The organism is Planktotalea sp. (assembly GCF_050633725.1).
In the GTDB taxonomy this organism is placed as follows: Bacteria; Pseudomonadota; Alphaproteobacteria; order Rhodobacterales; family Rhodobacteraceae; genus Planktotalea.
On sequence record NZ_JBOEHB010000010.1, the window covers coordinates 1 to 21,946 of the forward strand.

General features: G+C 55.3%; 28 protein-coding genes. 17 read left to right on the forward strand and 11 right to left on the reverse strand.

The genetic code is table 11. The annotated features are described in order from the left end of the window. The 3 genes from ACRBCU_RS10060 to ACRBCU_RS10070 all read left to right on the forward strand — a co-directional run. A partial coding sequence (locus ACRBCU_RS10060; RefSeq protein ID WP_431365255.1) for a type IV secretory system conjugative DNA transfer family protein occupies positions 1-1,017 on the forward strand: 1,017 nt, incomplete at its 5' end. Between the two features lie 80 nt (positions 1,018-1,097). Then, on the forward strand, positions 1,098-1,583 hold the full coding sequence (locus ACRBCU_RS10065) for a hypothetical protein (RefSeq protein ID WP_431365256.1): 486 nt from the start codon (positions 1,098-1,100) through the stop codon (positions 1,581-1,583). A 338-nt stretch (positions 1,584-1,921) separates the two neighbouring features. Then, positions 1,922-2,986, forward strand: coding sequence for a replication initiator protein A (locus tag ACRBCU_RS10070; RefSeq protein ID WP_074637844.1), 1,065 nt, complete (start codon positions 1,922-1,924; stop codon positions 2,984-2,986). Here ACRBCU_RS10070 and ACRBCU_RS10075 read toward each other — a convergent pair. The 4 genes from ACRBCU_RS10075 to ACRBCU_RS10090 all read right to left on the reverse strand — a co-directional run bounded on the left by ACRBCU_RS10075 (position 2,983) and on the right by ACRBCU_RS10090 (position 4,688). Continuing rightward, complete coding sequence (locus tag ACRBCU_RS10075) at positions 2,983-3,297, reverse strand: hypothetical protein (protein ID WP_127657609.1); 315 nt, start codon at positions 3,295-3,297, stop codon at positions 2,983-2,985. The genes ACRBCU_RS10070 and ACRBCU_RS10075 overlap by 4 nt on opposite strands. Then, positions 3,294-4,022: a ParA family protein gene (locus tag ACRBCU_RS10080; RefSeq protein ID WP_037275336.1), complete on the reverse strand. Its 729-nt coding sequence runs from the start codon at positions 4,020-4,022 to the stop codon at positions 3,294-3,296. The genes ACRBCU_RS10075 and ACRBCU_RS10080 overlap by 4 nt, the downstream gene beginning before the upstream one ends. Positions 4,023-4,173: 151 nt before the next feature. Next, positions 4,174-4,440, reverse strand: a complete 267-nt coding sequence (locus tag ACRBCU_RS10085; RefSeq protein ID WP_127657607.1) for a Txe/YoeB family addiction module toxin — start codon at positions 4,438-4,440, stop codon at positions 4,174-4,176. Beyond that, positions 4,437-4,688: a type II toxin-antitoxin system Phd/YefM family antitoxin gene (locus ACRBCU_RS10090; RefSeq protein ID WP_036743750.1), complete on the reverse strand. Its 252-nt coding sequence runs from the start codon at positions 4,686-4,688 to the stop codon at positions 4,437-4,439. The genes ACRBCU_RS10085 and ACRBCU_RS10090 overlap by 4 nt, the downstream gene beginning before the upstream one ends. Before the next feature lie 183 nt (positions 4,689-4,871). Between ACRBCU_RS10090 and ACRBCU_RS10095 the strand changes: the two genes are divergently transcribed. The 13 genes from ACRBCU_RS10095 to ACRBCU_RS10155 all read left to right on the forward strand — a co-directional run bounded on the left by ACRBCU_RS10095 (position 4,872) and on the right by ACRBCU_RS10155 (position 13,917). Beyond that, on the forward strand, positions 4,872-5,063 hold the full coding sequence (locus ACRBCU_RS10095) for a hypothetical protein (protein ID WP_431365257.1): 192 nt from the start codon (positions 4,872-4,874) through the stop codon (positions 5,061-5,063). After that, entirely contained in the window at positions 5,060-5,515 is a 456-nt protein-coding gene (locus ACRBCU_RS10100) for a hypothetical protein (RefSeq protein WP_431365258.1), read from the forward strand. Before ACRBCU_RS10095 ends, ACRBCU_RS10100 begins: the two co-directional genes overlap by 4 nt. Positions 5,516-5,543: 28 nt before the next feature. After that, positions 5,544-5,834, forward strand: a complete 291-nt coding sequence (locus ACRBCU_RS10105) for a hypothetical protein (RefSeq protein ID WP_431365259.1) — start codon at positions 5,544-5,546, stop codon at positions 5,832-5,834. Positions 5,835-5,858: 24 nt separating this feature from the next. Then, positions 5,859-6,059: a hypothetical protein gene (locus tag ACRBCU_RS10110; protein WP_431365260.1), complete on the forward strand. Its 201-nt coding sequence runs from the start codon at positions 5,859-5,861 to the stop codon at positions 6,057-6,059. Then, positions 6,056-6,415, forward strand: coding sequence for a hypothetical protein (locus tag ACRBCU_RS10115; RefSeq protein WP_431365261.1), 360 nt, complete (start codon positions 6,056-6,058; stop codon positions 6,413-6,415). Before ACRBCU_RS10110 ends, ACRBCU_RS10115 begins: the two co-directional genes overlap by 4 nt. Positions 6,416-6,639: 224 nt before the next feature. Next, positions 6,640-7,269 carry a tyrosine-type recombinase/integrase gene (locus ACRBCU_RS10120; protein WP_431365262.1) on the forward strand — a complete coding sequence of 210 codons (630 nt, stop codon included), beginning with the start codon at positions 6,640-6,642 and terminating at the stop codon, positions 7,267-7,269. A 4-nt stretch (positions 7,270-7,273) separates the two neighbouring features. Next, a complete protein-coding gene (locus ACRBCU_RS10125; RefSeq protein ID WP_431365263.1) occupies positions 7,274-7,525 on the forward strand; it encodes a WGR domain-containing protein in 252 nt (83 codons plus the stop codon). Positions 7,526-7,605: 80 nt separating this feature from the next. Beyond that, the gene (locus ACRBCU_RS10130) at positions 7,606-7,869 is read left to right on the forward strand and encodes a BrnT family toxin (protein ID WP_431365264.1); all 264 of its coding nucleotides are present in this window, start codon (positions 7,606-7,608) and stop codon (positions 7,867-7,869) included. Then, entirely contained in the window at positions 7,856-8,071 is a 216-nt protein-coding gene (brnA, locus tag ACRBCU_RS10135; protein WP_037931637.1) for a type II toxin-antitoxin system BrnA family antitoxin, read from the forward strand. Before ACRBCU_RS10130 ends, brnA begins: the two co-directional genes overlap by 14 nt. 89 nt (positions 8,072-8,160) lie before the next feature. Then, positions 8,161-8,811: an N-6 DNA methylase gene (locus ACRBCU_RS10140; RefSeq protein WP_431365265.1), complete on the forward strand. Its 651-nt coding sequence runs from the start codon at positions 8,161-8,163 to the stop codon at positions 8,809-8,811. Continuing rightward, complete coding sequence (locus tag ACRBCU_RS10145; protein ID WP_431365266.1) at positions 8,808-10,418, forward strand: Eco57I restriction-modification methylase domain-containing protein; 1,611 nt, start codon at positions 8,808-8,810, stop codon at positions 10,416-10,418. Before ACRBCU_RS10140 ends, ACRBCU_RS10145 begins: the two co-directional genes overlap by 4 nt. Next, on the forward strand, positions 10,411-12,951 hold the full coding sequence (locus ACRBCU_RS10150) for a DEAD/DEAH box helicase family protein (protein WP_431365267.1): 2,541 nt from the start codon (positions 10,411-10,413) through the stop codon (positions 12,949-12,951). The genes ACRBCU_RS10145 and ACRBCU_RS10150 overlap by 8 nt, the downstream gene beginning before the upstream one ends. Positions 12,952-13,011: 60 nt before the next feature. Next, complete coding sequence (locus ACRBCU_RS10155) at positions 13,012-13,917, forward strand: restriction endonuclease (RefSeq protein ID WP_431365268.1); 906 nt, start codon at positions 13,012-13,014, stop codon at positions 13,915-13,917. Positions 13,918-14,101: 184 nt separating this feature from the next. Here ACRBCU_RS10155 and ACRBCU_RS10160 read toward each other — a convergent pair whose 3' ends face one another. Beyond that, complete coding sequence (locus ACRBCU_RS10160) at positions 14,102-14,812, reverse strand: B3/B4 domain-containing protein (RefSeq protein ID WP_431365269.1); 711 nt, start codon at positions 14,810-14,812, stop codon at positions 14,102-14,104. A 61-nt stretch (positions 14,813-14,873) separates the two neighbouring features. Next, entirely contained in the window at positions 14,874-15,971 is a 1,098-nt protein-coding gene (locus ACRBCU_RS10165; RefSeq protein ID WP_431365270.1) for a fatty acid desaturase, read from the reverse strand. Positions 15,972-16,584: 613 nt separating this feature from the next. Between ACRBCU_RS10165 and ACRBCU_RS10170 the strand changes: the two genes are divergently transcribed. Continuing rightward, positions 16,585-17,145: a hypothetical protein gene (locus ACRBCU_RS10170; protein WP_431365271.1), complete on the forward strand. Its 561-nt coding sequence runs from the start codon at positions 16,585-16,587 to the stop codon at positions 17,143-17,145. Positions 17,146-17,339: 194 nt separating this feature from the next. Here the strand turns inward: ACRBCU_RS10170 and ACRBCU_RS10175 are convergent, their stop codons facing one another. The 5 genes from ACRBCU_RS10175 to mobQ all read right to left on the reverse strand — a co-directional run bounded on the left by ACRBCU_RS10175 (position 17,340) and on the right by mobQ (position 21,792). Further along, complete coding sequence (locus tag ACRBCU_RS10175; RefSeq protein ID WP_431365272.1) at positions 17,340-18,224, reverse strand: ArdC family protein; 885 nt, start codon at positions 18,222-18,224, stop codon at positions 17,340-17,342. 800 nt (positions 18,225-19,024) lie between these two features. Beyond that, positions 19,025-19,684 (reverse strand): hypothetical protein, encoded by a 660-nt coding sequence (locus ACRBCU_RS10180; RefSeq protein ID WP_431365273.1) that lies wholly within the window; start codon positions 19,682-19,684, stop codon positions 19,025-19,027. Positions 19,685-19,735: 51 nt separating this feature from the next. After that, positions 19,736-19,927, reverse strand: a complete 192-nt coding sequence (locus ACRBCU_RS10185; RefSeq protein ID WP_431365274.1) for a hypothetical protein — start codon at positions 19,925-19,927, stop codon at positions 19,736-19,738. Positions 19,928-20,128: 201 nt separating this feature from the next. Continuing rightward, on the reverse strand, positions 20,129-20,410 hold the full coding sequence (locus tag ACRBCU_RS10190; protein WP_431365275.1) for a hypothetical protein: 282 nt from the start codon (positions 20,408-20,410) through the stop codon (positions 20,129-20,131). 35 nt (positions 20,411-20,445) lie between these two features. After that, a complete protein-coding gene (gene mobQ, locus ACRBCU_RS10195; protein WP_431365276.1) occupies positions 20,446-21,792 on the reverse strand; it encodes a MobQ family relaxase in 1,347 nt (448 codons plus the stop codon). Positions 21,793-21,946 lie beyond the last annotated feature (154 nt).

Genomic DNA, 21,946 nt, shown 5'->3' on the forward strand with positions numbered 1-21,946 from the left:
GCCTCCCTGACAGAGGCGCTGGTCATGGACCCGCCGGGACAGGTTTCGGAAGCGCATTGGAACGAGGAGGCCAAGGCCATCCTCGGCGGTCTGATCATGTTCTGCGTCTGCCACGAGGACCGCAACCGCCGGACGCTTGCCACCGTCCGGGAATATCTCACCCTGCCCCCGGAAAAGCTGCGCGCGCTGCTGGAGCTGATGCAGGACAGCGATGCGGCGGGCGGACTGATCGCCCGCGCCGCCAACCGCTTCCTCGGCAAGGCGGATCGGGAAGCCGCCTCGGTCCTGTCGAACGCACAGCGCCACACGCATTTCCTGGACAGCCCGCGCATTGCGAAAGTCACATCGCGGTCGGATTTCCACTTCTCCGATCTGCGCCACCGGATCGCTTCGGTGTTTCTGGTGCTGCCACCGAACAGAATGGACGCCTACAGCCGCTGGCTGCGCCTTCTGGTGTCTCAGGCCCTTCAGGACATTGCACGGGACGCTGAGGCGTCCGTGAGGCCCCTGAGCGGCCCTGCAGACGCTCAGGGGGGCACACAGCGCCTCAAGACGCCCACGCTGTTCCTGCTGGACGAGTTTGCCGCCCTGGGCCGTCTGGAGGCCGTGGAGCGCGCCATGGGGCTGATGGCGGGCTATGGGCTGCAGCTCTGGCCGATCCTGCAGGATATGAGCCAGCTCAAGGACCTCTATGGCGAACGCGCGGGCACCTTCATTGCCAATGCCGGGGTGCAGCAGGTCTTCGGGGTGAATGATTTCGAGACGGCCAAGTGGCTGAGCCAGATGATCGGCCAGGAAACAGCCGGATTCCAGACCGACAGCTACAAGCCCGGTGACGGCCCCAGCTTCAGCAACAACATCACGGCCCGTGATCTGCTCACCCCCGATGAAATCATGCAGCTCCGCCTGGAAAACCAGCTCCTGCGCGTGCAGGGCCAAGCCACCGCCGTCGCGCAAAAGCTGCGCTACTACGCCGATCCCGAGTTCAAGGGGCTGTTCGTCCCGCAGGACCAGTAATCTCAAGGACGCCTCACGATGCCAGACCAGCCCGACCTCCCTGCCCTCTCCGACGATGATCTGCGCGAAACACTGATCTCATGGCCACAGCCGTCGCCAGCATGTCCGACAGGATCGACGATCTGACCGCCGTGGCGGACAAGCAGATCAAGGTTGCAACGGAAGCGCGGATCGCGGCCTTTGCCGCACGGGACCAGACCAATCCGAAAAAGTACGGGGATCTTCTTGGCCAGACCCTCGACAGCCATCTGGGCGCAACCGCAGACGCAATGACAGAAATTGTCAGACGCCTTGGCGTCCAGACGGACAAGACCATCGGGGCCTTGGCCAAATCGGAAGATGACAGGTCCACAGCCTATCGAGCGGTGTTCGAACGGGAACAGAAAGCGGATCGCCTCAAAAGCCGCCTGCCTTGGTTTGGTCTGGGTGCATTGATTGTGGTCCTGGTGCTGTCGGTAACGCTTCCTCGTTTCTTAGCCAGCAACGCTTCCACATGTGCTGTCCTCGAGGCGTCCTGGACCACGACAACCACGGGTGTCGATGCCTGCGTGTTCTATCGAAGGTGAGCAGCTAGAATCGTCAGTTGATCGGGATTCTGTGTGAAATTGCGTGGTGCTCCGTGCTCTCTAGATGTGTTCGTCCATACTACTTAGCTTGGAACTTGCATGCGAAATGCGGAGTGATTTTGTAGTGTTAAATATGTGTTATATAATGTGTTACGCTGTGGATAAGTGTTCATAGTCCTATGAATTCATTAGGCTTTTAGAAGTGGCCTGTGTGTAGAGTCACGATAAAGCGTGTGTAAAGACACGAAAGAACGTGTGTAAAGACACGAAAGCTCTGTGCGTGTGTGTGAAATCACGAAAGGGCTTGACCGTGTGTGTGAAATCACGAAACATAGGTCATGGTGTGTGAAATCACGAAAGACGGCGACCGCTCTCCCTTGCTGCCAGATCGGCAGGAACAAGGCGACTTTTTTGTATGCGATATCTTTGATGCCGCACCCAAGGGTGACATGGCTTCGATGGCGCATCCGATTTTCTCGCTTTCTACAAAACCAGATCACAGAGTGCGGCGATATGAAGATGGGACGGGGCGAAACTATCTCGAAGTGAAACCTTCGTCCGATGGTCTGGCAACGATCCACGATCGCGATGTGCTGATCTACTGCATCAGTCAAATTATGGCAGCTATCAACAAAGGTCAGAAGGTTTCAAAAATCGTGCGCCTGAAGGCGTTCGACCTTCTGAAAGCAACGAACCGGCCATCGGATGGGCGTGGATATAGCGGCCTTCGAAGCGCCCTCGCCCGGCTGCAAGGGACACAGATTGAGACGAACATTGTGACCGGCGATGTCGAGCAATTGGATATTTTTAGCATCATCGACCGCGCTCGTATCGTACGTGAAACCCGTGATGGTCGGATGCAGGAAATCGAAGTGCAACTCTCGGATTGGGTGTTCAACGCGATCCAAGCACACGAAGTGCTTACCCTCCACCGGAACTATTTCCGGCTGCGCAAGCCATTAGAGCGCCGCATCTATGAGATCGCCCGCAAGCACTGTGGCTCGAAGAAAGAGTGGAAAATCAGTCTTTCTGCTTTGCAAGACAAGTGCGGGTCGGCTTCGACCTCTCGCGAGTTTAAGCGGCTGGTCGGCAACATTGTCGCTCAAGATGAGGCGTACAATCACATGCCGGACTATTCAGTCCGGTTAGACGAAAACATGGTCGTATTTGTAAACCGTCACGCGGAAAAGCCGCAAGCTCTGGCGGCTCCATCCGGGGCGATCCGTTTGAGCCCTGACGTTTATCAGGAAGCCCGTAAGGTTGCGCCGGGATGGGATATCTACACGCTAGAGCAAGAATGGCGCGAATGGATGGCCGACGGTGGTCTCGATGCACCGGCCAACCCGGACAGGGCATTCTTAGGGTTCTGCCGGAAAATCTTTGAGAAACGCGGCAACCCTTAGCCGCTCCTACCCTTCTGTTCTTCAAGCAACAACTCCAGGCCCTGCCAAAGGGTAAGATCGCGCGTTGAACAAAAAGCCCGGAAATCATCCACCACGCGCTTCGGGCCAGGTATCGAAACTTTGTCCTGCGGCTCTTTGCGTTTGGGGCCAGGTTTAAGGCGCGTCGTTGGCTCCCTGTTGACGAAGCCAAGATCGGCACCGGCCCTGACGGCCTCGCTTAATGAGCTGCCATCGACCTTTGGCCGAGGCTTGGGTGCTGGTGTTGTCTTGGGCAGGTCGATCCCACCTGAGAAGCCGTATTTCCCGCTCATGTCACTTGCTCCTTGGTAAGGGTTGCAATGACGGTTTGTGCGTAGTCGCGGGCATTCTCGATGGCTCCGGTCACCTGCTTCATGGCCTTGTCGGATACAGACGCGGTTTTGCCCTGCATTTCTTGCGTCACGATGTCAGGCAGCTCTGACAAGAGCACACCGTCCCGGAAGATGCGGGTGTAAGGCGCGCGCTTGGCGATCCGAACGGGTAGCGTCGGGATGTTGTTGAGCTCCATTTCTTGCCGCACGTCGCGCTCATCCGTGGTCTGGAACGCGGCGTTGGTGCGAGTGAACAAGAGGGCGTAGTTGATTTGCGCGCGGATCATGTTTGCTGTGGTTTGTACCAAGCGAACCGCTTGCGCGGCTTGCCGGGCTTCCATAGGCGAGCCATCGAGCGGGATGATGCACAAATCTGTCCGCGATAGCGCGAAAGTGACGATCTGATCCTTCGACCCTTCAAGGTCGATAATGAGATAGTCAGCCTCATCGGATAGGCTGTCGATGAGCTCGACCGTCTCTTCGGCCTGCGGTCGCGCATGAACTGTGAAAGGAACGTCTCTACCTTCGGCTTCGCGCGTCTGGGCCCATGCAAGGATGTTGGCGTTTGGGTCCAGATCGAGAATTGCAACGCGACCGCCAGAAATAGCGATCTGTTCAGCCAAGAGCATGGCGGACGTAGTTTTCCCCGAGCCGCCTTTCGGGTTTGCGAAGGTGATTACATACATGGCGGTAGATTGCCTGCGTTTAGCTCTAACGTCAACTATGTCGTTAACATTAATTATAGAGTTAACTTTAATGACATAGTTAGAGTTAAATTCGAGGGTGCTTTGAGACGTTCGACCTCGTCACATCCAGGTCGTTCAACCCTACGGGTTTTCAGTAATGGAACCGCAGTTGCGCAATCTCTAGGCTTTGGCCATCGCCAGCTCCACTGACCCGGTAGACCATTCGATCTTCCTGAGAAATTCGCCGGGACCACCAGCCAGTCAAATCGCCCTTCAAAGGTTCCGGCTTGCCGGTTCCCTTGAAGGGGGTCCGCTTGCACTGCTTGATCAGATCGTTGATCCGGTTGCGTACCTTGTCGTTGGTGTTGACCCAGTATTGATAGTCTTCCCAGGCCTGATCGGAAAAAACCAGCTTCACTCGGTCAGCTCACGCTCTTCGCCAGTTCCAGCATCGAGTTGCGCGATCGACGCGCGCAAGCGGGATGCGTTTTTCGGTGTGGACAAGAGGTGCAACGTCTCGTTGACGGCGTTCCAAGTGTCCAAGGACACGACCACAACGGACTCGCCCTTCTTGCGCGTCACGACAACTTCCTGCTTGTCGTGGATCGCTCGATCCATGACGCCCTTCAGCTGAGCGCGTGCGTCTGAGTAGGTCATAACATCCATGTCGACTCTCCTTGTTGTCGCAACCTTATATGTACAACATTAAGTACAAGTAAAGAGATTGCGCCAAACAAAGGGTCACATTGACGCGAAGCTCACATCCCTATGCGAGCTTTTGGTCAGAAGCTTGCATGATAAAAACGGGTATGAGATTCTAGAAAGGGATTCCAAGAAAGGTGCCGATGAATGAGCCACGATTTCAAACCTAACGATGCCGTAGTCAGAAAAGGCGATCCTTCTGATACAATCCTGTTCATTGATAGTGTTCGTGGTGACTCTCTGATCTGCCAAAATCCAAGGGAGGAGAGGAAGAAAATCTATCTCGATGCGAGCCAAGTTGTGCGCAAAGACTACTCCAAAAATGGTTTAGCAGAATGATGAGTATCGACAAAGCGAACATGGTTTCCGCTCTTGTGGGGGCGTTTTTGGGAGTTGTTTTATCGATTGTAACCGCAGCGTTTATCTTGGGTGGCGAATGGAGAACTTGGCAGGACATCAAGGCGGTTCACGTTGGCGGACACCAACCAAATCCCGATCTATCGGCATTTGTAACAACATTAGATCTTGATGCCGCGTTAGAAGAAAGCAGACAGATATCGAAGTTGATACCGACGCTCACTTTGCAGTCAGATCGAACCCCAAAAACTCGTGGTGCAGCTCTTGGTGTTGCTGCTGGTGAGGGCTTTTGTGTGCTATCTCTAATTACTGGGCGCTATGATGCATACGCGGAGCGCGTCGGCGTCTACATCAACAATGGTCAGTGGGTATACGACTTTAATCATGGCGCAGCCCGCATAGGCGCGCATATTGACTGCTACGGTATCAAATAAATTAGTTTTCCAAGAAAGGTGCATTGAAATGAGTGAAAATAATGAATTTATCCCCTATGACCCAGAGATATTAGTCGAACGAGAGGTAATTCCAGGCACAACAAGCACGTGGAATATCGTCTTCCAAGGTGGGGCCGTGGTGGAAGTAAAGCACGCTGCGTTGCGCATGAAAGCTTTTAGGAAGCCAGGGGGCGTAGCTCGATACCCAGAGTTGGTTATTCGCTCAGGAGGCACTTGGTATCCTGTTGGTTTTAATCAAGATGGAGATACGGACTTTAAGGACAATATTCTCGGATTGGTCCGTGTCGATGATGACTAACAATTCCAACAAAGGTGCAGATTGATGCTTTCAAAAGGCCATGAAGATCGAACTTGCGAACACTGCGGCGTGACCAATTCAGTGAGCTATACTGACTATCCTGAGCGCGACAAAGGTGAGGTCGCTTGTGCAGGCTGTGGTGGCGTTTTGTTTAAGTGGAAAGGAACCCGTGACTATGGCGTCGCCATACTGAAAGACACTTCCAACGGAGGTGCGGATGAATGACGATCCCGAGCAAAGCCATTCGGTTCGAGAGATTCATTGAACGTCTACGCAGTGAACGCCGAGCCGATGATCGTTCTGATGCGCACTTTTTGATGACTGAGGTAATGAACGCGATTGAAGATGGATATGGGTTCGAGCCAAATGACTACAGCAACCGGATGCATGTTTTTACGTTGTCGGCGGACTTTGACTGGAAAAACATAGACGACGATCCTTGTTATTGGGACGACGCTTTAAGTGCTAAACACCGCACAGAAATTTTCAATAACGGTCGTATTGTAATCACTCAGATACATGAGCCCAAAGCTGTCTTACTAGACAAGGCGGGCTCTTACGCGCTGGCTGACATTAGGTAATGTGAAAGGGTGGAAAATCTATTTTAGAATTTTCCGCTCGGCTGGCTTCGGTGATCACCACCACATATTACCTTTTCATGCGAGCTTTCTGCTAAAAGCTTGCATGGGCACCCAAACGGAAAACCCAACAAAACATGGGGAAAGTACAGTATCTCGCAACATGCCGCTTCCGTCATGCAAGGTTTATGGGTAATATATAAATATAACCTTGCAAGGATTTGTCCGTGACAACTGCTTCCGAGACCACCTGGAACAAGGGCCGCGTCGTGGGCAAAAAGCCACCACTGACGCCCGACCAGGTATCACTGATCCGGATGATCCTGCGCCAGGAAAAAGCCCTGCGTGATCTGGCCCTGTTCAACACGGCCCTCGACACCAGTTTCCGGGGATCGGACCTGGTGCGGTTGCGGGTCGCGGATGTGGCCACACCTGCCGGGGTGCGCGAGGTTGTCGAAATCAGGCAGAAGAAGACCGAGGCACGCAATGCCCGCCCTGTCCAGGCGCGCTTGTCTTCTGGCACGCGCGACAGTGTGCGCGCCTATCTTGCCGCTTCAGAAAAGCCGCTGCACGGCTGGCTGTTCACGGGGCAGGGGGCAAGGTGGTCTCACACCCACCTCAGCGAAAGCCAGCTCTGGCGGCTGTTCAAGTGCTGGCTGGAAAAGGCGCGCCTCGATCCTGGCCTCTACGGCCTGCATTCGCTGCGCCGGACCTTCCCGACCCATATCTACCAGCAGACTGGCAACCTGCGCGCGGCCCAGCTGCTGCTCGGCCATGCCAGTATTGAGAGCACCAAGGAATACATCGGCACCGAACAGGCCGAAGCCTTGGAAATTGCGCGCAAGTATCATCTCTGAGCCCATGCAGACCTATCTTGAAAAACGTCAGCCTGCAAAGAAAATGGCCCGGTTCTACCGGATGGCAGTCATGCCGAACCTGTTCGGCGAATGGACGCTGTACCGCGAATGGGGCCGCATAGGGCAGGGCGGTCAGGTTCGGATGGATTGGTTCGAGGACGAGAACCAGGCCGTCGCAGCTCTGGTCACACTGGAAGCCTCCAAGCGTCAGCGAGGCTACTGGGTGGAGCCCCAGCAACTGGCGATGTTCAGGTGATAGCGTGACGGACTAGCACAAGCTTCTCGATCGGCTGAAAAGTATAGTAATTATACCATTTTCAACATATACTGCCTCTAATGAAGTTCGAGTATGACCCCGACAAAAGCGCCGCGAACCGTGAAAAGCACGGGATCGACTTTGATGAGGCCCAGGCTCTCTGGGATGATCCTTATCTGATCGAGGCCCCTGCCAACGTCACGGATGAGCCACGCTTTCTGGCGGTTGGCATGATCGGGGCCAGACACTGGACGGCTGTCTACACATACCGGAGCGACCGGGTACGGATCATCTCCGTGCGCCGCGCTCGAAAGAAGGAGATTGACCACTATGAAGGCGACTGAATTCGACGAACGGTTTGAGGCGGGCGAAGACATGTCCGCCCATGTCGATTGGACAAAGGCGCGCCGCCTCAATGTCGAGGCCAAGCGGGTGAACGTGGATTTCCCGACCTGGGTCGTCGCAGGCCTGGACAGACAGGCTCAGAAGCTCGGCATCACCCGTCAGGCACTGATCAAGATGTGGATCGCTGAACGCCTAGAGTGAGGCGCGCGCTGGCCCGATCGCGCCGGGCATTTCGCCAAATAAATCAATACGCCCTTGGATAAAGCATTGCCTGCTGACATGAATAAACCATGAGCCTGATCAAGTCGAAAAAACGCGTAGCCGATCATGGCGAAGTATTCACCCCGGAATGGATGGTGGATGCTATGCTTGATCTGGTGAAAGAAGAGTCGGAGCGGATCGACTCGCGGTTTCTTGAACCTGCCTGTGGCAGTGGCAATTTCCTTGTGAAGGTCCTCAAGCGGAAGCTTTGCGCAGTCGAATTGAAATTCGGGAAATCCGAATTTGAAAAGCGGCAATACGCACTTCTCGGCCTCATGTGCGCTTACGGCATCGAGATTCTGGAAGACAACATTATCGAATGCCGCGCCAACATGCTCGAAGTGCTGGCCGATTACCTGCGGATCGACGAAAGCGATGATCTGTATGGGGCCGCCTCCCATGTGCTGTCACTGAACCTGATCCAGGGTGATGCCCTGTCGATGAAGGGGTATGACGGCGCGCCAATCACCTTTTCCGAATGGGGGTATCTGGGCAAGGGCAAGTTCCAACGGCGGGATTTCCGGCTGGACGTACTGACGGGCTCGTCGGCCTTCAGCGCCGAAGGAACCTTGTTCTCTCACTTGGGCAAGCATGAGATTTTCACGCCCACGAAGACCTACCCGCCGATGACCATTCGTGATCTGGCCACACAGGGCGACAATCCGCAGGAGGCAGCATGAATATTGAAAAAGGCTTTACCCTACGCGGACGCAACCCAGATGTCCTGACCTGTATTGCAAACCTGTCGAATGATGAGGTGTTCACCCCGCCTGAATTTGCCAACCGGATGCTGGACAACGTGGCGGCGACTTGGGCCGCAGATCATGATGGCGCGGATATCTGGACAGACAGGGCTGTGAAATTTCTTGACCCCTGCACGAAGTCAGGGGTGTTCCTCCGCGAGATCACAAAGCGCCTGATCTTGGGGCTGGAAAGTCAAATCCCAAACCTTCAGGAGCGGGTGGATCACATCCTGACCCGACAGGTTTTTGGCATCGGAACCACCCAACTGACCAGTTTGATGGCGCGGCGAAGCGTCTATTGCTCGAAATTCGCCAATGGGGAGCACTCGGTGACGCGGCGCTTCAACAATGAGGTTGGGAATATCTGGTTTGAGCGGACAGAGCACACATGGAATGCGCAAGGAAAATGCAAATTCTGCGGAGCAAGTAAAGCGACGCTGGATAGGGGTGAAGACCGAGAAACCCACGCCTATGCGTTCATACACACAAACAACATCAAGACTCGGATCGCCGAGTTGTTTGGAGCCGACATGCAATTTGACGTAATTATTGGGAACCCCCCTTACCAAATGGATGATGGGGGGCATGGTACCAGCGCAGCGCCAATTTATCATCTGTTCGTCGAAAAAGCCATCCAAATGGACCCGCGATATGCTGTGTTCGTAACTCCCTCACGATGGATGTCCGCAGGAAAAGGACTGGATAAATTCCGTGAACGCATGCTCAGCGATAAGCGCATGCGTTCGATTGTTGATTTTCCAAAACTATATGAAGGGTTTCCTGGTGTAAAAATTCGGGGTGGGATTTCATATTTTCTTTGGGACAGAGAACATCGTGGAAAGTGTGAAATTCAAACTTTTTGGGATGGAGAGCCAACAGGTCCCGTCGTCTCCCGGGACATTGACGTTTTCGATATCCTCGTTCGCCGCAATGAAGCTGTCCCTATTGTCGAAAAAGTGCGTATAAAGCACGAGCCAACCCTTGATAAACGAGTTTCTAGTCGTAAACCATTTGGATTGCCCACGAACTTTAAGGGAAAACCTTCTCCGACCGGCTTGAAGGATCCAGTGAAGCTCTATGAAAATCAAAGGCTTGGCTATATTGAGCGTCAAGTAATAACGGTCAATCCAGATTGGATTGATAAGTGGAAAGTCCTGATAACGCGGGTTCAGGGCACGAGTGCTGCTATTGAAACAAAATTCTTAAGCAAACCAATCATTGCGGGCCCAGGCATGGCCAGTACAGAAACATATCTTGTAGCAGGGCACTTCGATACTGAAGAGGAAGCGAACCGCTATGCTCAATACCTTAGAACCCGTTTTGTCAGGTTTCTGGTTTCATTGAGAAAGCCTACCCAAGATGCTGCGCGAGGTGTCTATGCTTTCGTTCCTGACATCCCCTTGGACCGTGACTGGACCGATGCCGCACTTTACCAACGCTACGGCCTGACCTCAGAAGAAATCGCCTTTATCGAGGCTCAGGTTGCGCCACATGACAAGGAACTGTTTGATCCGACCGAGGATGAGATAGCCGCTGATGAATAACCCGACCATCGACGACATCCTCTCCCCAAAACCGGATGCGCGGCCCCGCATTTATGCTTATTCCATCGCGGATGAGGCCCATGAAGGCCTGCTGAAGGTTGGTCAGACCACACGGGATGTAAAACGGCGGGTAGCTGAACAGTTGCGCACGGCGGCAATCACCAATTTCCGAATTGAGCTAAACGAACCCGCTGAGCGCGAGGACGGCACTATCTTTACTGATCACGAGGTACGCGCCGCGCTGACCCGTAAAGGGATCGAGAACACAAGCCTGGAATGGATGCGCTGCACCCTGGCCGATGTCCATACTGTGCTGACAGAGCTGCGCACCGGCCTGCGGTTCAGTGGCACGCACCATCAAACCTTCCCCATGCGCCGGGAACAGGCAGAGGCCGTCAGGCAAACCCACGCCTACTATCATTCCCGCTGGGAAGAGGACATGCACGCCGTTCCACGCTTCTTGTGGAACGCCAAAATGCGCTTCGGCAAGACCTTCACCTCGTATCATCTCGCCAAGAAGATGGGGGCGAAGCGCGTCTTGGTGGTAACCTTCAAGCCAGCCGTCGAAGACGCTTGGCAAAGCGACCTGGAAAACCACGCGGATTTTGATGGCTGGCAGTATCTGTCAGTCAAAACCGGCGGGGACCCGACACAGATCGACCGGAACAAACCGGTCGTCTATTTCGGCTCGTTTCAGGATCTTCTGGGCCGCGATGCACGCGGCAATATCAAGGTCAAGAACGAATGGCTCCACACCGAAAACTGGGACTTAGTGGTCTTTGATGAATACCATTTCGGCGCATGGCGCGAGACAGCGAAAGAGTTGTTCGCAGGGGAAGAAGATGAGATCGCCCGCGAGGAAGCCAGGCTTGAGGACGCCAAAAAGCTGAAGGACCGGATCGCGGACCTGCAAGAGCCGCTGGAACCTGAAACCGAGTTTCTGCCGATCACGACAAAGGCCTATCTCTATCTGTCAGGGACGCCATTCAAGGCCCTGTCCACGGGCGAGTTCATCGAAGAGCAGATTTTCAACTGGACCTACACCGACGAGCAACGGGCAAAAGCTGCCTTTGCTGCCGCTCACCCAGACCAGTGGAACCCTTACGGTTCCCTGCCGCAGATGCGGCTGTTGACCTATCAGATGCCCGACGAGCTGCTGGCCATTGCCAGCGCCGGAGAGTTTGACGAGTTCGATCTGAACGAGTTCTTTGCCGCCACGGGGACCGGAAGCAAAGCGCAGTTCAAGCACAAGAGTGACGTTCAAAAATGGCTGGACATCATCCGAGGGCAGTATGCACCAAGCGCGGTAGATAGCCTGAAGACCGGAACGCGACCACCGTTCCCCTATTCTGACGTGAGGCTTTTGCCCTACCTGCAACACTCGTTCTGGTTTCTGCCAAACGTGGCCGCCTGTCATGCAATGGAAAACCTGCTGACCGAGCGGCAGAACACGTTCTGGCATGAGTACAAGGTCATCAGCGCCGCCGGCGCGAGCGCCGGGATAGGGCTTGAAGCGCTGCCTCCCGTGCGACGCGCGATCGGAAGTGGCTTTGATAGCAAGAGCATAACCCTGTCGTGCGGTAAGCTGACTACGGGTGTCACGGTCAAGCAGTGGTCCTCCATCCTCATGCTGCGCAACCTGAAATCTCCCGAGACATATTTTCAGGCGGCATTCCGGGTGCAGTCGCCCTGGTCCATCAAGAACCCCAACGGGGACAACCCGCATGAAGAAGAAATCCTGAAGCCCGTGTGCTTTGTGTTCGACTTCGCGCCAACGCGTGCCCTGCGGCAGTTGTCGGAATATGGGATCGGCCTGTCACCCAACGAAGCGAACCCTGAGAACGCAGTGAAAGAACTTGTGTCGTTTCTGCCGGTGCTCGCCTATGACGGCGCGAACATGTACCAGGTTGACGCGGGCGGTATCCTCGACATCGCAATGGCGGGGACATCTGCGACACTGCTGGCCCGGAAATGGGAAAGCGCCCTGCTGGTCAACGTGGATAACGAAACCCTTCGTAAGATCATGGATAACCCTGAAGCGATGGCCGCTGTTGAACGCATCGAAGGCTGGCGTGCCTTGGGCGACAACGTCATTGAGACCATTATCAACAAGAGCGAGAAGGTCAAAGACCTGAAGGCAAAGGCCAAAGAGCGCGACCTGACCCCAAAAGAAAAGAAAGAGCTCTCCGCTGAAGAGAAGGAATACAAGTCTGCTCGAAAGTTGGTCCAGGAAAAACTGATCAAGTTTGCCACTCGTATTCCTGCGTTCATGTACCTGACCGATTTCCGTGAAAACACCCTTCAGGATGTGATCACAAAGCTCGAACCCGATCTATTTCGGACGGTCACCGGCCTGACAGTCCAGGATTTTCATCTCCTGGTTCGGCTCAAAGTGTTCAACACAGAACAGATGAATCAGGCGGTTTTCGCCTTCCGCCGATACGAAGATGCCTCATTGAATTACACCGGGATTGATAGTCATGAAGGCCTGTCGAGCTACGGCTTGTACAACACTGTTGTTGCCCGAGAATAACAGCACTGGCGTCAGTTTCTTGGGCAGGCCGTCGCAAGATTTACTTTTCTAGGGGATAAAATGAGACGCTTCAAAATCGACGCCGAAACCCTACCCGACCTTCCGGGGATGATGCTTGTCACAGTCAAAGCCCTGAAAGACCTTGGCGGCTCAGCAACGATCCAAGAGCTGGATGAAAAGGTAATTGAGCTGGAAGGCGTCACCGAAGCTGAACAAGCTTTCACCATGCCGCGCGACGAGAACCGCACGCGGGTCAATTACTACTTAGCATGGGCCCGCACCTATCTGAAACGCGGCGATGCGCTGAACAACTCCAAACGCGGTGTTTGGGCATTGACTGAAACTGGGTCCGCTATCTCCGAGCTCAGCGCGACGCAGGCGATCTATGATCAGGTGACGCAGGAAGAGCGCGAACGCGCGCGCCTAAAGCGTTTAGCCGCCAAGAAAGCGGACGCCGACCGAGGTGAAGAAATCGAAGTCATGGCGGATGACGGCCCCATCGACGAAGAAGATTGGAAGTCAGCGCTCTTGGCCGTTCTTGGAAAGATGCCTCCGGATGGGTTCGAACGCCTGGCGCAGCGCCTCCTACGCGAGGCGGGCTTTACCAAGGTCGAGGTGCGCGGCAAGTCCGGCGACGGCGGGATCGACGGTGTCGGTGTGCTGAGGGTAAACCTTGTATCGTTCCAGGTTTATTTCCAGTGCAAGCGTTGGAAAGGAAGCGTCGGAGCAAAGGAAATCCGCGACTTTCGTGGGGCGCTCCAAGGGCGAGCTGACAAAGGGCTGTTCATCACCACTGGGCATTTCACCAGTCAGGCGTCGGATGAGGCCACGCGCGACGGCGCGATTGCAATTGACCTAATCGACGGTGACCGGCTGTGCGAACTCTTGAAGGAAAATCGGCTGGGCGTGGATACGGAGATGATCGAGCGCGTTCAGATGCAGCCAGATTGGTTTGAAGGTATCTAGGGGGCTAAAACCTGCCAAAACTTCCGAGGTTTTGCCGTAGGTTTTTGTCATACCTAAGCGATTGATCTGGCATCGGGCAGGGTAAGACGGCAAAAATGACCGTTTTAGTCAAACAAGGACGTTCAGTGCAAACGCCGCTGCAAAACAGCGGCGTTTGTTGTTTTCCAGCTTCAATATGCCTGGCCTATAAGCGCCCGCTTGGGGTGCTGCTGTCGAGAGTTACGATCTGAGCATCTGCATCACCCAAAGCATTTGCGAGCGCTCGCATTGTAGCAGCAGGTCGCTCTCTCTGTTCTGGGTCAGTCGTCTCTGAAAAAAACAATACCTCTTTCGAATTCTGATCGACGCATGAGACGCTGCTATCGCGAGTATTGAAGCCCCAACACAGAACGTCGCCACCACTCGCGTAGACCACTAGGCCCTTGGATAAGGGGAATGCCTCGGCACTGCCCCCCAGCGGTACAAAACTGTCATTGGAAGGGTCGGACTTGCGCAATACGATCTCGGTCGACGTTAACTTCTTTGCATCATAGGCGCCGATAGGAGACTTTTGGTTTATTGAAACCAAGTTGTAAAAGTCGACGATCTCCAATCCGGTGCTAATGTCTTGCCCCTTTTTCACTCTACGCATAAGCGCTTCTATACTTGAGTGAAACTTCGATGGTTTAACTCCCATGGCACCGTAAGCGACCCGCCAACTCGCGATCTCCGGCATACTTGTTATTGGATCAATGTTTTCGAGATGATCGCGAATCCTTTCAGCGCCAACCTTGAGCTGCTCAATGGCTGATTGCAAAGCAGCAGCATCATCTATCTTGGTCCTTACAGCTGCGACCTGAACGTCAGGGAAAGTGTCCAGCACATCGCTCCCGATGGATAGCGTCAATTTGTTCATTTGTTTTCCTCTCACATGTAAAAGTGTTGTTGGTCCCGGCCCGAAAGCCGAGACCACTTGCTCACGCGCGACCCAAAACGCGCTCTCGCTGTAGGGATGCCTGATAGCGTTTGTCGTGTTTCATCAAGAGTTTGTGGACCCGACGATGACGACGCTCAGGGATATTTGGGAACATGTGATGCACCAAATGGTAAGCGTCGTTCTTGGGGTGAATCAAAAGCCGATGCGCCCAACCATCATTGGTGTAGGTCGTGTCAAACTCCGTCTCCCCTGCCGCATAATCGTGTTCTTCCGACTCAGCAATCGAACGAATGACGGGCAGCACAGTTGTTGCAGGTAGCATCCAGAATCCGACCCACGCCAGCGTCGCCAAAGCAATAGCGTCAACGGCCGATGTGCTCCCGACCAACGCAATCAGCAGAGCCCCCGGCGCGATCATGAAAGAAATATGCCATGCTGCGAAGTAAGCCCACTGACGACCGGACTGGCTGCCAATTTCCCGGTAATAGGCGGCATTATACTCTGGAAGCCAAGCCACGACAGCCTTGACGATCTTCCAGCGCGTCGACAGGTCTAGATGCTCCAAACCCATATCAGCAAACCGTTGGCGGCAGGGGTCGAGGTGAGACCCGAATGAACCATGGTGAATGCGGTGCGATTTCCAATAGGCCTCGACCGTACTGAGTACCGGAACAGCCACCAAGATGTTGGCCAGCATGTTGTTGAGCCAGGGTTTGGAACGCATCCAAGCCAAGTGAGATGCATCATGGACCATGAGCTCGAGTCCGCGCATCTGCCGCGCGATACCGGTTGCTGCGAGGACATACACGAAAGCTACACCGGCGGCTGTTGCCGCTGGATTAGGCAGGGAAGCCCCCACAAGCCCCATGGCATATACTGCCGCAATTGCCACAAGCGGAATCGAAGCCAATGTAAGCCCCGCTTCGGTCATGCTGGCTACGGGGTTGCTCTCTTCTGCTTTTTTGAGTTCCGCGCGTACGGGCTCCGGAAGATGAGAAGTGTCGTAACCACGTTTGTATCGTCGCTCCGGCAGTTCCTTGTTCTTAATGCCATCAACAATGGCCTGGTTGTGTGTAACGGGGCCATCTGCGCATTTCTTTGCGCAGGCATGAACCTCCATGGTGTTTGAAGTAGCCATCTGGCGTCCTTTCTCAAACAAAGGGTGCCAGTGCCTTGAAAACCTAGTGGCACAAGGGTATCCTTGATGCCAAGCAAGGAAAGCTTAGCACTGAGTTGAGCTTTTTTCTTTGCGGCTAAGGCGGAGGGGGATCGCTGAAAGACAGTTGCACCTGCCTTCGGCAATTATGGTCCCCCTTCGCTCACACTATATTTTTAAACCTCCTGCATTCTTGTTGCGTTCTTCCCTTGTCGTTAGTGGCAAGTAGACTGCGGTATTGGCCTCAGTCCGTGCACAATCTGCTCAAGGGATAATCACAAGGTCTCACAGATGCATGATCGTTGGTAGTTTCTGAAAACAGATATACGAATCTGCTTTGAATTGATCATATCTGTTTTGGATGATAGGTGTCTGTTTTGGACATCAACTAACGAGTAAGAATTTGGCAGCTTCAAGAAATTTTGCGATTCTGGAAGGGTTCAGCGAGGCACGAGCAGCATTCCAAGTAGAGTACGAAAATGCAAATCAAGCAGTTCGCGCTTGTCGAGATCTGTTTGCGCGAGACACAGTCTATGCGCTCTTTGAACAGGACCGACCGGACCAGAGCTTTACGGAGAGAACTCAATCACGCCTGATGAGCTTTGTGTACAATGCTGGGCAAGAAGAGTACCAATCTATCGCAAGAAAGATTGATCAGTCACCAGAAGACGTCGAGTTGATCCGCCGTCATGTTGGGGCGTACGCATATTGGCGTTACAACATTCAGGGTCAGCTCGTTTCCGGAGAAGTTCAGGTTTCTGAGCATCAAGGTATGTTTATCTTCGAGCACTTTAATAGCCGCATTTCGCTATCTGGAGACGACATAGCCGCGAATGATCAATCGGATCACGAAGGTTACGTCTTTGCACTGAAAAACCGGCTCCACTTCCACGGAATGGGCATCAAGTATATCCGACCAATCATCGCTAACGTCGTAGAGTTTCCATTTGAACAATACATAGATGGCATCGTAATGACCGTGCAGCGTAATACATTAGCTCTTATGGCTGCCCGCTTTGTGATGATCCACGAAGATCATGTAGATTTCGAGATGACCGAGGAATCCAAGGGGTTCAAGAGCTTCGCACGTAAGATCAAGTCACGGATCGAGCGTGGAAACTCAGTCAAAGGAGTGTTGATCACCTCCGACGAATAGAAATCTTAACCTATATCTGAAATGTGCCGCCCCCTTGGGGGCGTCCGCGCGAAGCGCCGGGCCTGTCGGCGGGCGGCCTTCAGGTTGCCTGCCGACAGGTCACCCTGAAACCGCCTCCGCCCAGAGTCACGCCACCACGCAAAAAAGCCCCCGCCTAGTAACGGGGGCCTCGATCATTTCGGCGGCGCGGGCTGTTACTCGGCAGCCATCCGGTCGGCCTGCGCGGTGCGTTCCATGATGTAATCCACGGCCTTCTGCGCTTCGGACGCGGCGCGGAATATCGCGCGGCTGTCTTCTTTCATCGCCTCAAGCCACCCTTCAACATAGGCGGCGCTCTGGTCGAACTCAGGTTCCACCCCGATCTGTGCGCAGAGCATGCAGTTGCCAATCTCCGCTACCAGCTCCTCGAAGGCGTAGGCCTTGCGATCATTGAACCGACCCAAACGGTCAAGCCGCTTTGTCGCCCCTGTCCAGTGGGTCAGCTCATGGGCCAAGGTGCCGTAATATCCTGCGGCCCTGTGAAACGTGCCAATCGGCGGCATGTGGATGCGGTCTGTCTTGATGTTGTAATAGGCGCGCGGCTCCTCGGTGCTGTCGATCTGCGCGCCGGTCGCTGCAAAGAACGCCTCCAGCTCGGGGTCGGCCTCAGTGCCAAGATCACGGGGCGGATCGGGCAGGATGTAGAATTCAGCGGGCAAGCCCTCGATCTGGTCGGCGTTGAACACGCGGTAAGCCTTGGCATAGGGGATCTGGCGTTCCTCGCCGTGTTCGTCCTCGCGCTCGACGGTGCCATACTTCACCACGGTTGCGGATTTCTCTCCCTTGCGGACATGGCCCCCAAGCTGCTTGGCCTGACTGAACGTCATCCAGCGGGCTGAGCTATAATCCTTCGCCATCGCCGTGGCCCAAAGCATCAGGATGTTGATGCCACGATAGGCTTCACCGTTGAACCGTTCCGGCAAACTGACAGATACCCCGCCACCGGTCCACGGCTTGCGCCACGGCGGCGTTCCCGCCTCGATCTGCGCGACAATCTGATTTGTGACATGGGAATAAACGTCAAACTTCTCTGCGGTCATTTTGCGACCCTCCTTCAAGTGACGCGGGCCGGGTCTCTTCCCCTTTCCGCCAATGGGCGGGCCTTCCTGTTCTGTTGTTTGGAATGCCCATGCATTCCGAAGGGCAGAGCAGGTAAGGGCAAAGCCCGTTCTGCGTCCTGGCGGGGCCGTGACAACCGGGTGGAGGGCGTGAATTTGGGAGGGACCCGCGCGCCTCGCGCGTGGGAGGAACCGGAATTCTCGACCGGAACCGACGCCACAGGCGGCGCTTGCCGGTTTTCTCGGACCTGCCGGGATGGCAGGCGGATCAACAGGATGTGGAAACTGCCGGGGTTGGGGTGAGCGGGCGTCAGCCCGTCGATCCCCTGCCCTGTCTATCGCTCGAAGCGAGACCGGCGCATCGCCGGGATCACTGGATTTCAATCAAGACTATGGGGTTTGCTCTTGCAGCGTCCGAGTGCAACTGATCGGCAACCATGCAAACATATCTTTCGATCAGATCGGCGGAACGCTAATATCAGGGGCTAGAGCTGTGATCATCGGAAGCAGTTGATCTGCAAATTTATGCGTCACCAAGCGGCGCGCTACGCGCACGGCTTGGTGACAATCCCACCCCGTACCCCTTAAGGAGGAGCCTGCCATTGCCTGTTAAGCGTTGGCAGAGATCGTCCCGTTCGGACCAAAAACGGTTCATGCGCGATGCGAAGGCAAAGGGCCTTAACCGCATGGCGTGCCTTTCGGCTCACGAACCTGACACATCATTCCGGATACCGGCGATGCCTTATACGCCACGAATGGCATTTGGGTTGTGGACCGACAGCTTAGACCGGCGTTTTGAATTCCTCAATATCCTTGACATCAAAGCCATGATTCAACAGGGCTTCCGTCAAGAGAAACGGCAGCTGGCGAAGACCGGGAAACTGTTTGGAGTATTCGCTATGACCCCAGTCTCTCGACCAAGATATTAGGCTATCAAGAGTAAGTTTCATGATGCCTTTCGTCCCGTCAGTCAGAAACCACGCTGCATGGCGGTCTGTGATCATGGGACGGTTCCAAGACTTATTGGCAGGATCCGGAAATCCTGCATTCGTGAACTCGATGATCAAGACGAACCCTGCTTTGTTCTGATCATGGACCGAGATCCGCAATGCCGTTGGCGACTTCTGATCCCCTGTTCCACGGAATTTTTCACGCAGGATCAGTTTTCCCTCAACGCGGGCAAACTGTGACGGTTGGGATGGCTGATGCCGCGTCTGATAGAGCTTGAAGCTCGTCCTACGCAGCTTTTCCCCGTAGCGCTCTAAAATCGGTTTAAGCTGCTGTCTCGTCGCAAGGGCAATCCCTGACTTCCATTTGCTGACTTGCCCCTGCTGGGTCCGACAAAGCTGTGCAATTTGTAGCTGGGTCATGCCGTCATTGAGCGCGATCCGCACCAGTTCTTTTGTACTCGGAAAGCGATCGCTCTTTTTTGTCTTCGTCATAGCCAATCCATGGAAGTATGCCGAGGCTGTCGTTCAGCCTCGGCAGTGCTGTTAATGTTTATTGCTTTTTGCGGGCTGGCTCGGAGGGCGGCTCGGCTTTGCATTGGGGTTGAGTTGTTTGCCACGATTGCCCTGATTTTGAGCGTGTGTGGTATTTTGCCCGCGCGTGCCTTTGTTGGCATTCTTCATGTTGGCTTTGTGGTTTTGGTTCGTCATGTCGATCTCCTCTTTAATCTGCGACATGCAAACACTGCCATGAGGCACTGCTCGGCCAAATATTCACGGATGGAATAATCTGGAATATATCAGAATATCAAATATTCAGCCCTGTGATATCCAGTAAAGTAGTTGTTTTTGTTAAATACCATTTCCTATCGGCGTCATCCTGCAGATTACCGGATCAGACCCCTTGCCGCGCGGTAGCCCCCAGAACAACGACCCTATTCACAGGCGCACGGGCTGCACTTCCGGCCTCTCGTCAAACAGGATCACGCGCCCGTCGCCGCTGTCCGGACTGTTGACCAGCACAAACGGCACATCCGCCCCATCTTTCTCATAGATGCAGCGGTACTTCATCTGGCCATCGAGCGGGTCACGCACCTGATCGTAGCGATAGCTGTACTTGATCCCCTGGTCGATCCAGGCCTCGACGCCTGCGGGCGTCACCAGGGACATGGGCTGCCCATCCAACAGCAACGTTTTGCCCACGTTGAACACTTCATACATCTTTCGGTCTCCTCTCTTTGTCCTGTCAGATCGCGTCACAGACTGTGGCCTTCGCCACGATCCCTGTCCCGCGTATTTTCATTCTCTTTGTCATCACGCTCCTGCTCCCGGTCGTTATCCGGTTCCAGCCGTTCGCGCGGCTTGTTCAGCACATCCTTCAGACGCTCATTCACGGACGGCTTGCGATCCTCGTGCCCGATGTCCTCGGAACGGTACTGCCTTTGACGCCGGGCCGGGGTCCGCGACGGTCTCACGGCCTCCTCGCCAAGTTCATTTTCGCTGAATCCGTCCAACTTGTGAACCGCCGCCTGGCCATCGCGGCCCGCGTCTTTCTCCATGATCTCTTTCAGCCGCTCCCGCGCGTAATTGCGGCCTTCCGGCTTCGGGGCGTCGTCCTGGTCCCGTGACCGACCCACGACCTGCGACAAACGCTCCCGGAAATCCTCCGGGTTGCGTTCACCGCGTTCTTTCGAGGTCGCGGCCCTGAGTGCCGCCAGACCGGCAGAGACGCGGCCCTGCCCGGCCTCGCGCTCCGCGCCGTAGGTCTCCCGCGCGATATCCAGCCGCTCACGCATTTCGCGGAAAGCGGCGCGCGCCTGGCGGGCGGCATGGACCACGGCCCCGCGCTCAGTGACGGGGACGTATTCCCGGCCCTGACGTTCGGCCACAGCTTTCGCCCGTCGCTCCATGGAATTGGCCGCTGGCCCCAGCTTCAGCTCGGGGTCGCGGTCCAACTCCTCGGCCGTCAGCTTGTCGCCACGATCCAGCGCCGTCTCGCGCTGCTTCTCAAGCGACCGGTGATCGACACGCTCGACTTCTCCGACACGCTCCAGCGCGCGGTTCTGCAACTCGGCCCAGAGGCCGCGCATCTGCTCGATCTCGACGCCGCCGGTCTTCGCGGAATCGAGCACGCGGGTTTTGGCTGTGAAGCCCCCGGCTTCCAGCTTGCGGGTGGAGGTCAGGACGTGAGCATGATGGTTGCGCTGATCGCCTTCGCGGTGGGGCGCATGGATCGCCACATCGACGGCCACGCCGTAGCGGCTGACCAGCTCCTGGGCGAAGTCGCGGGTGATCTGCGACCGGGCCTCGGCGCTGATCTCGGACGGCAGCGCCAGCTCCCATTCGCGGGCGGTGACGGAGTTGCGGCGGGTCTCGCTGGCCTCGGCCTCGTTCCAGAGGCGGGACCGGTCCGAGGCCCAATCCGGGGCATCCTTCGGGGTCAGGATGAAGGTCTCCTCGATACCCTGCTTGCGGGTGTAATCATGGACGCGGCCTTCGCGCTGGCACTCGATGCGCTCTCCGACACGGTAGGCGGCAGCAGCCGTGGCAGAGCGCCCGGCGCTGCGTTTGATCGTCTTCACGGAGAGGTGGTAGCTGGCCATGCGCCCTCCCCTCGCCCGTGATGCACACGCCCGCACGCGGCGGACCTGATCCGTGCCGATACCCCGATATTGGCCACCGGATCAGTCGTCTTTTCTCCGTCAGATCGCGCCCCAAACCGGCGCGATCCGAGGGGAAAAGACAGCCCGCCCGAAG

Excerpts from the sequence above, each read along its gene's own strand:
- ACRBCU_RS10065 (WP_431365256.1), top strand. The coding sequence starts at position 1,098 with ATGGCCACAGCCGTCGCCAGCATGTCCGACAGGATCGACGATCTGACC.
- ACRBCU_RS10070 (WP_074637844.1), top strand. The coding sequence starts at position 1,922 with ATGGTGTGTGAAATCACGAAAGACGGCGACCGCTCTCCCTTGCTGCCA.
- ACRBCU_RS10075 (WP_127657609.1), bottom strand. The coding sequence starts at position 3,297 with ATGAGCGGGAAATACGGCTTCTCAGGTGGGATCGACCTGCCCAAGACA.
- ACRBCU_RS10080 (WP_037275336.1), bottom strand. The coding sequence starts at position 4,022 with ATGTATGTAATCACCTTCGCAAACCCGAAAGGCGGCTCGGGGAAAACT.
- ACRBCU_RS10090 (WP_036743750.1), bottom strand. The coding sequence starts at position 4,688 with ATGGATGTTATGACCTACTCAGACGCACGCGCTCAGCTGAAGGGCGTC.
- ACRBCU_RS10095 (WP_431365257.1), top strand. The coding sequence starts at position 4,872 with ATGAGCCACGATTTCAAACCTAACGATGCCGTAGTCAGAAAAGGCGAT.
- ACRBCU_RS10100 (WP_431365258.1), top strand. The coding sequence starts at position 5,060 with ATGATGAGTATCGACAAAGCGAACATGGTTTCCGCTCTTGTGGGGGCG.
- ACRBCU_RS10105 (WP_431365259.1), top strand. The coding sequence starts at position 5,544 with ATGAGTGAAAATAATGAATTTATCCCCTATGACCCAGAGATATTAGTC.
- ACRBCU_RS10110 (WP_431365260.1), top strand. The coding sequence starts at position 5,859 with ATGCTTTCAAAAGGCCATGAAGATCGAACTTGCGAACACTGCGGCGTG.
- ACRBCU_RS10115 (WP_431365261.1), top strand. The coding sequence starts at position 6,056 with ATGACGATCCCGAGCAAAGCCATTCGGTTCGAGAGATTCATTGAACGT.
- ACRBCU_RS10125 (WP_431365263.1), top strand. The coding sequence starts at position 7,274 with ATGCAGACCTATCTTGAAAAACGTCAGCCTGCAAAGAAAATGGCCCGG.
- ACRBCU_RS10130 (WP_431365264.1), top strand. The coding sequence starts at position 7,606 with ATGAAGTTCGAGTATGACCCCGACAAAAGCGCCGCGAACCGTGAAAAG.
- brnA (WP_037931637.1), top strand. The coding sequence starts at position 7,856 with ATGAAGGCGACTGAATTCGACGAACGGTTTGAGGCGGGCGAAGACATG.
- ACRBCU_RS10140 (WP_431365265.1), top strand. The coding sequence starts at position 8,161 with ATGAGCCTGATCAAGTCGAAAAAACGCGTAGCCGATCATGGCGAAGTA.
- ACRBCU_RS10145 (WP_431365266.1), top strand. The coding sequence starts at position 8,808 with ATGAATATTGAAAAAGGCTTTACCCTACGCGGACGCAACCCAGATGTC.
- ACRBCU_RS10150 (WP_431365267.1), top strand. The coding sequence starts at position 10,411 with ATGAATAACCCGACCATCGACGACATCCTCTCCCCAAAACCGGATGCG.
- ACRBCU_RS10155 (WP_431365268.1), top strand. The coding sequence starts at position 13,012 with ATGAGACGCTTCAAAATCGACGCCGAAACCCTACCCGACCTTCCGGGG.
- ACRBCU_RS10160 (WP_431365269.1), bottom strand. The coding sequence starts at position 14,812 with ATGAACAAATTGACGCTATCCATCGGGAGCGATGTGCTGGACACTTTC.
- ACRBCU_RS10165 (WP_431365270.1), bottom strand. The coding sequence starts at position 15,971 with ATGGCTACTTCAAACACCATGGAGGTTCATGCCTGCGCAAAGAAATGC.
- ACRBCU_RS10170 (WP_431365271.1), top strand. The coding sequence starts at position 16,585 with ATGAGCTTTGTGTACAATGCTGGGCAAGAAGAGTACCAATCTATCGCA.
- ACRBCU_RS10175 (WP_431365272.1), bottom strand. The coding sequence starts at position 18,224 with ATGACCGCAGAGAAGTTTGACGTTTATTCCCATGTCACAAATCAGATT.
- ACRBCU_RS10180 (WP_431365273.1), bottom strand. The coding sequence starts at position 19,684 with ATGACGAAGACAAAAAAGAGCGATCGCTTTCCGAGTACAAAAGAACTG.
- ACRBCU_RS10185 (WP_431365274.1), bottom strand. The coding sequence starts at position 19,927 with ATGTCGCAGATTAAAGAGGAGATCGACATGACGAACCAAAACCACAAA.
- ACRBCU_RS10190 (WP_431365275.1), bottom strand. The coding sequence starts at position 20,410 with ATGTATGAAGTGTTCAACGTGGGCAAAACGTTGCTGTTGGATGGGCAG.
- mobQ (WP_431365276.1), bottom strand. The coding sequence starts at position 21,792 with ATGGCCAGCTACCACCTCTCCGTGAAGACGATCAAACGCAGCGCCGGG.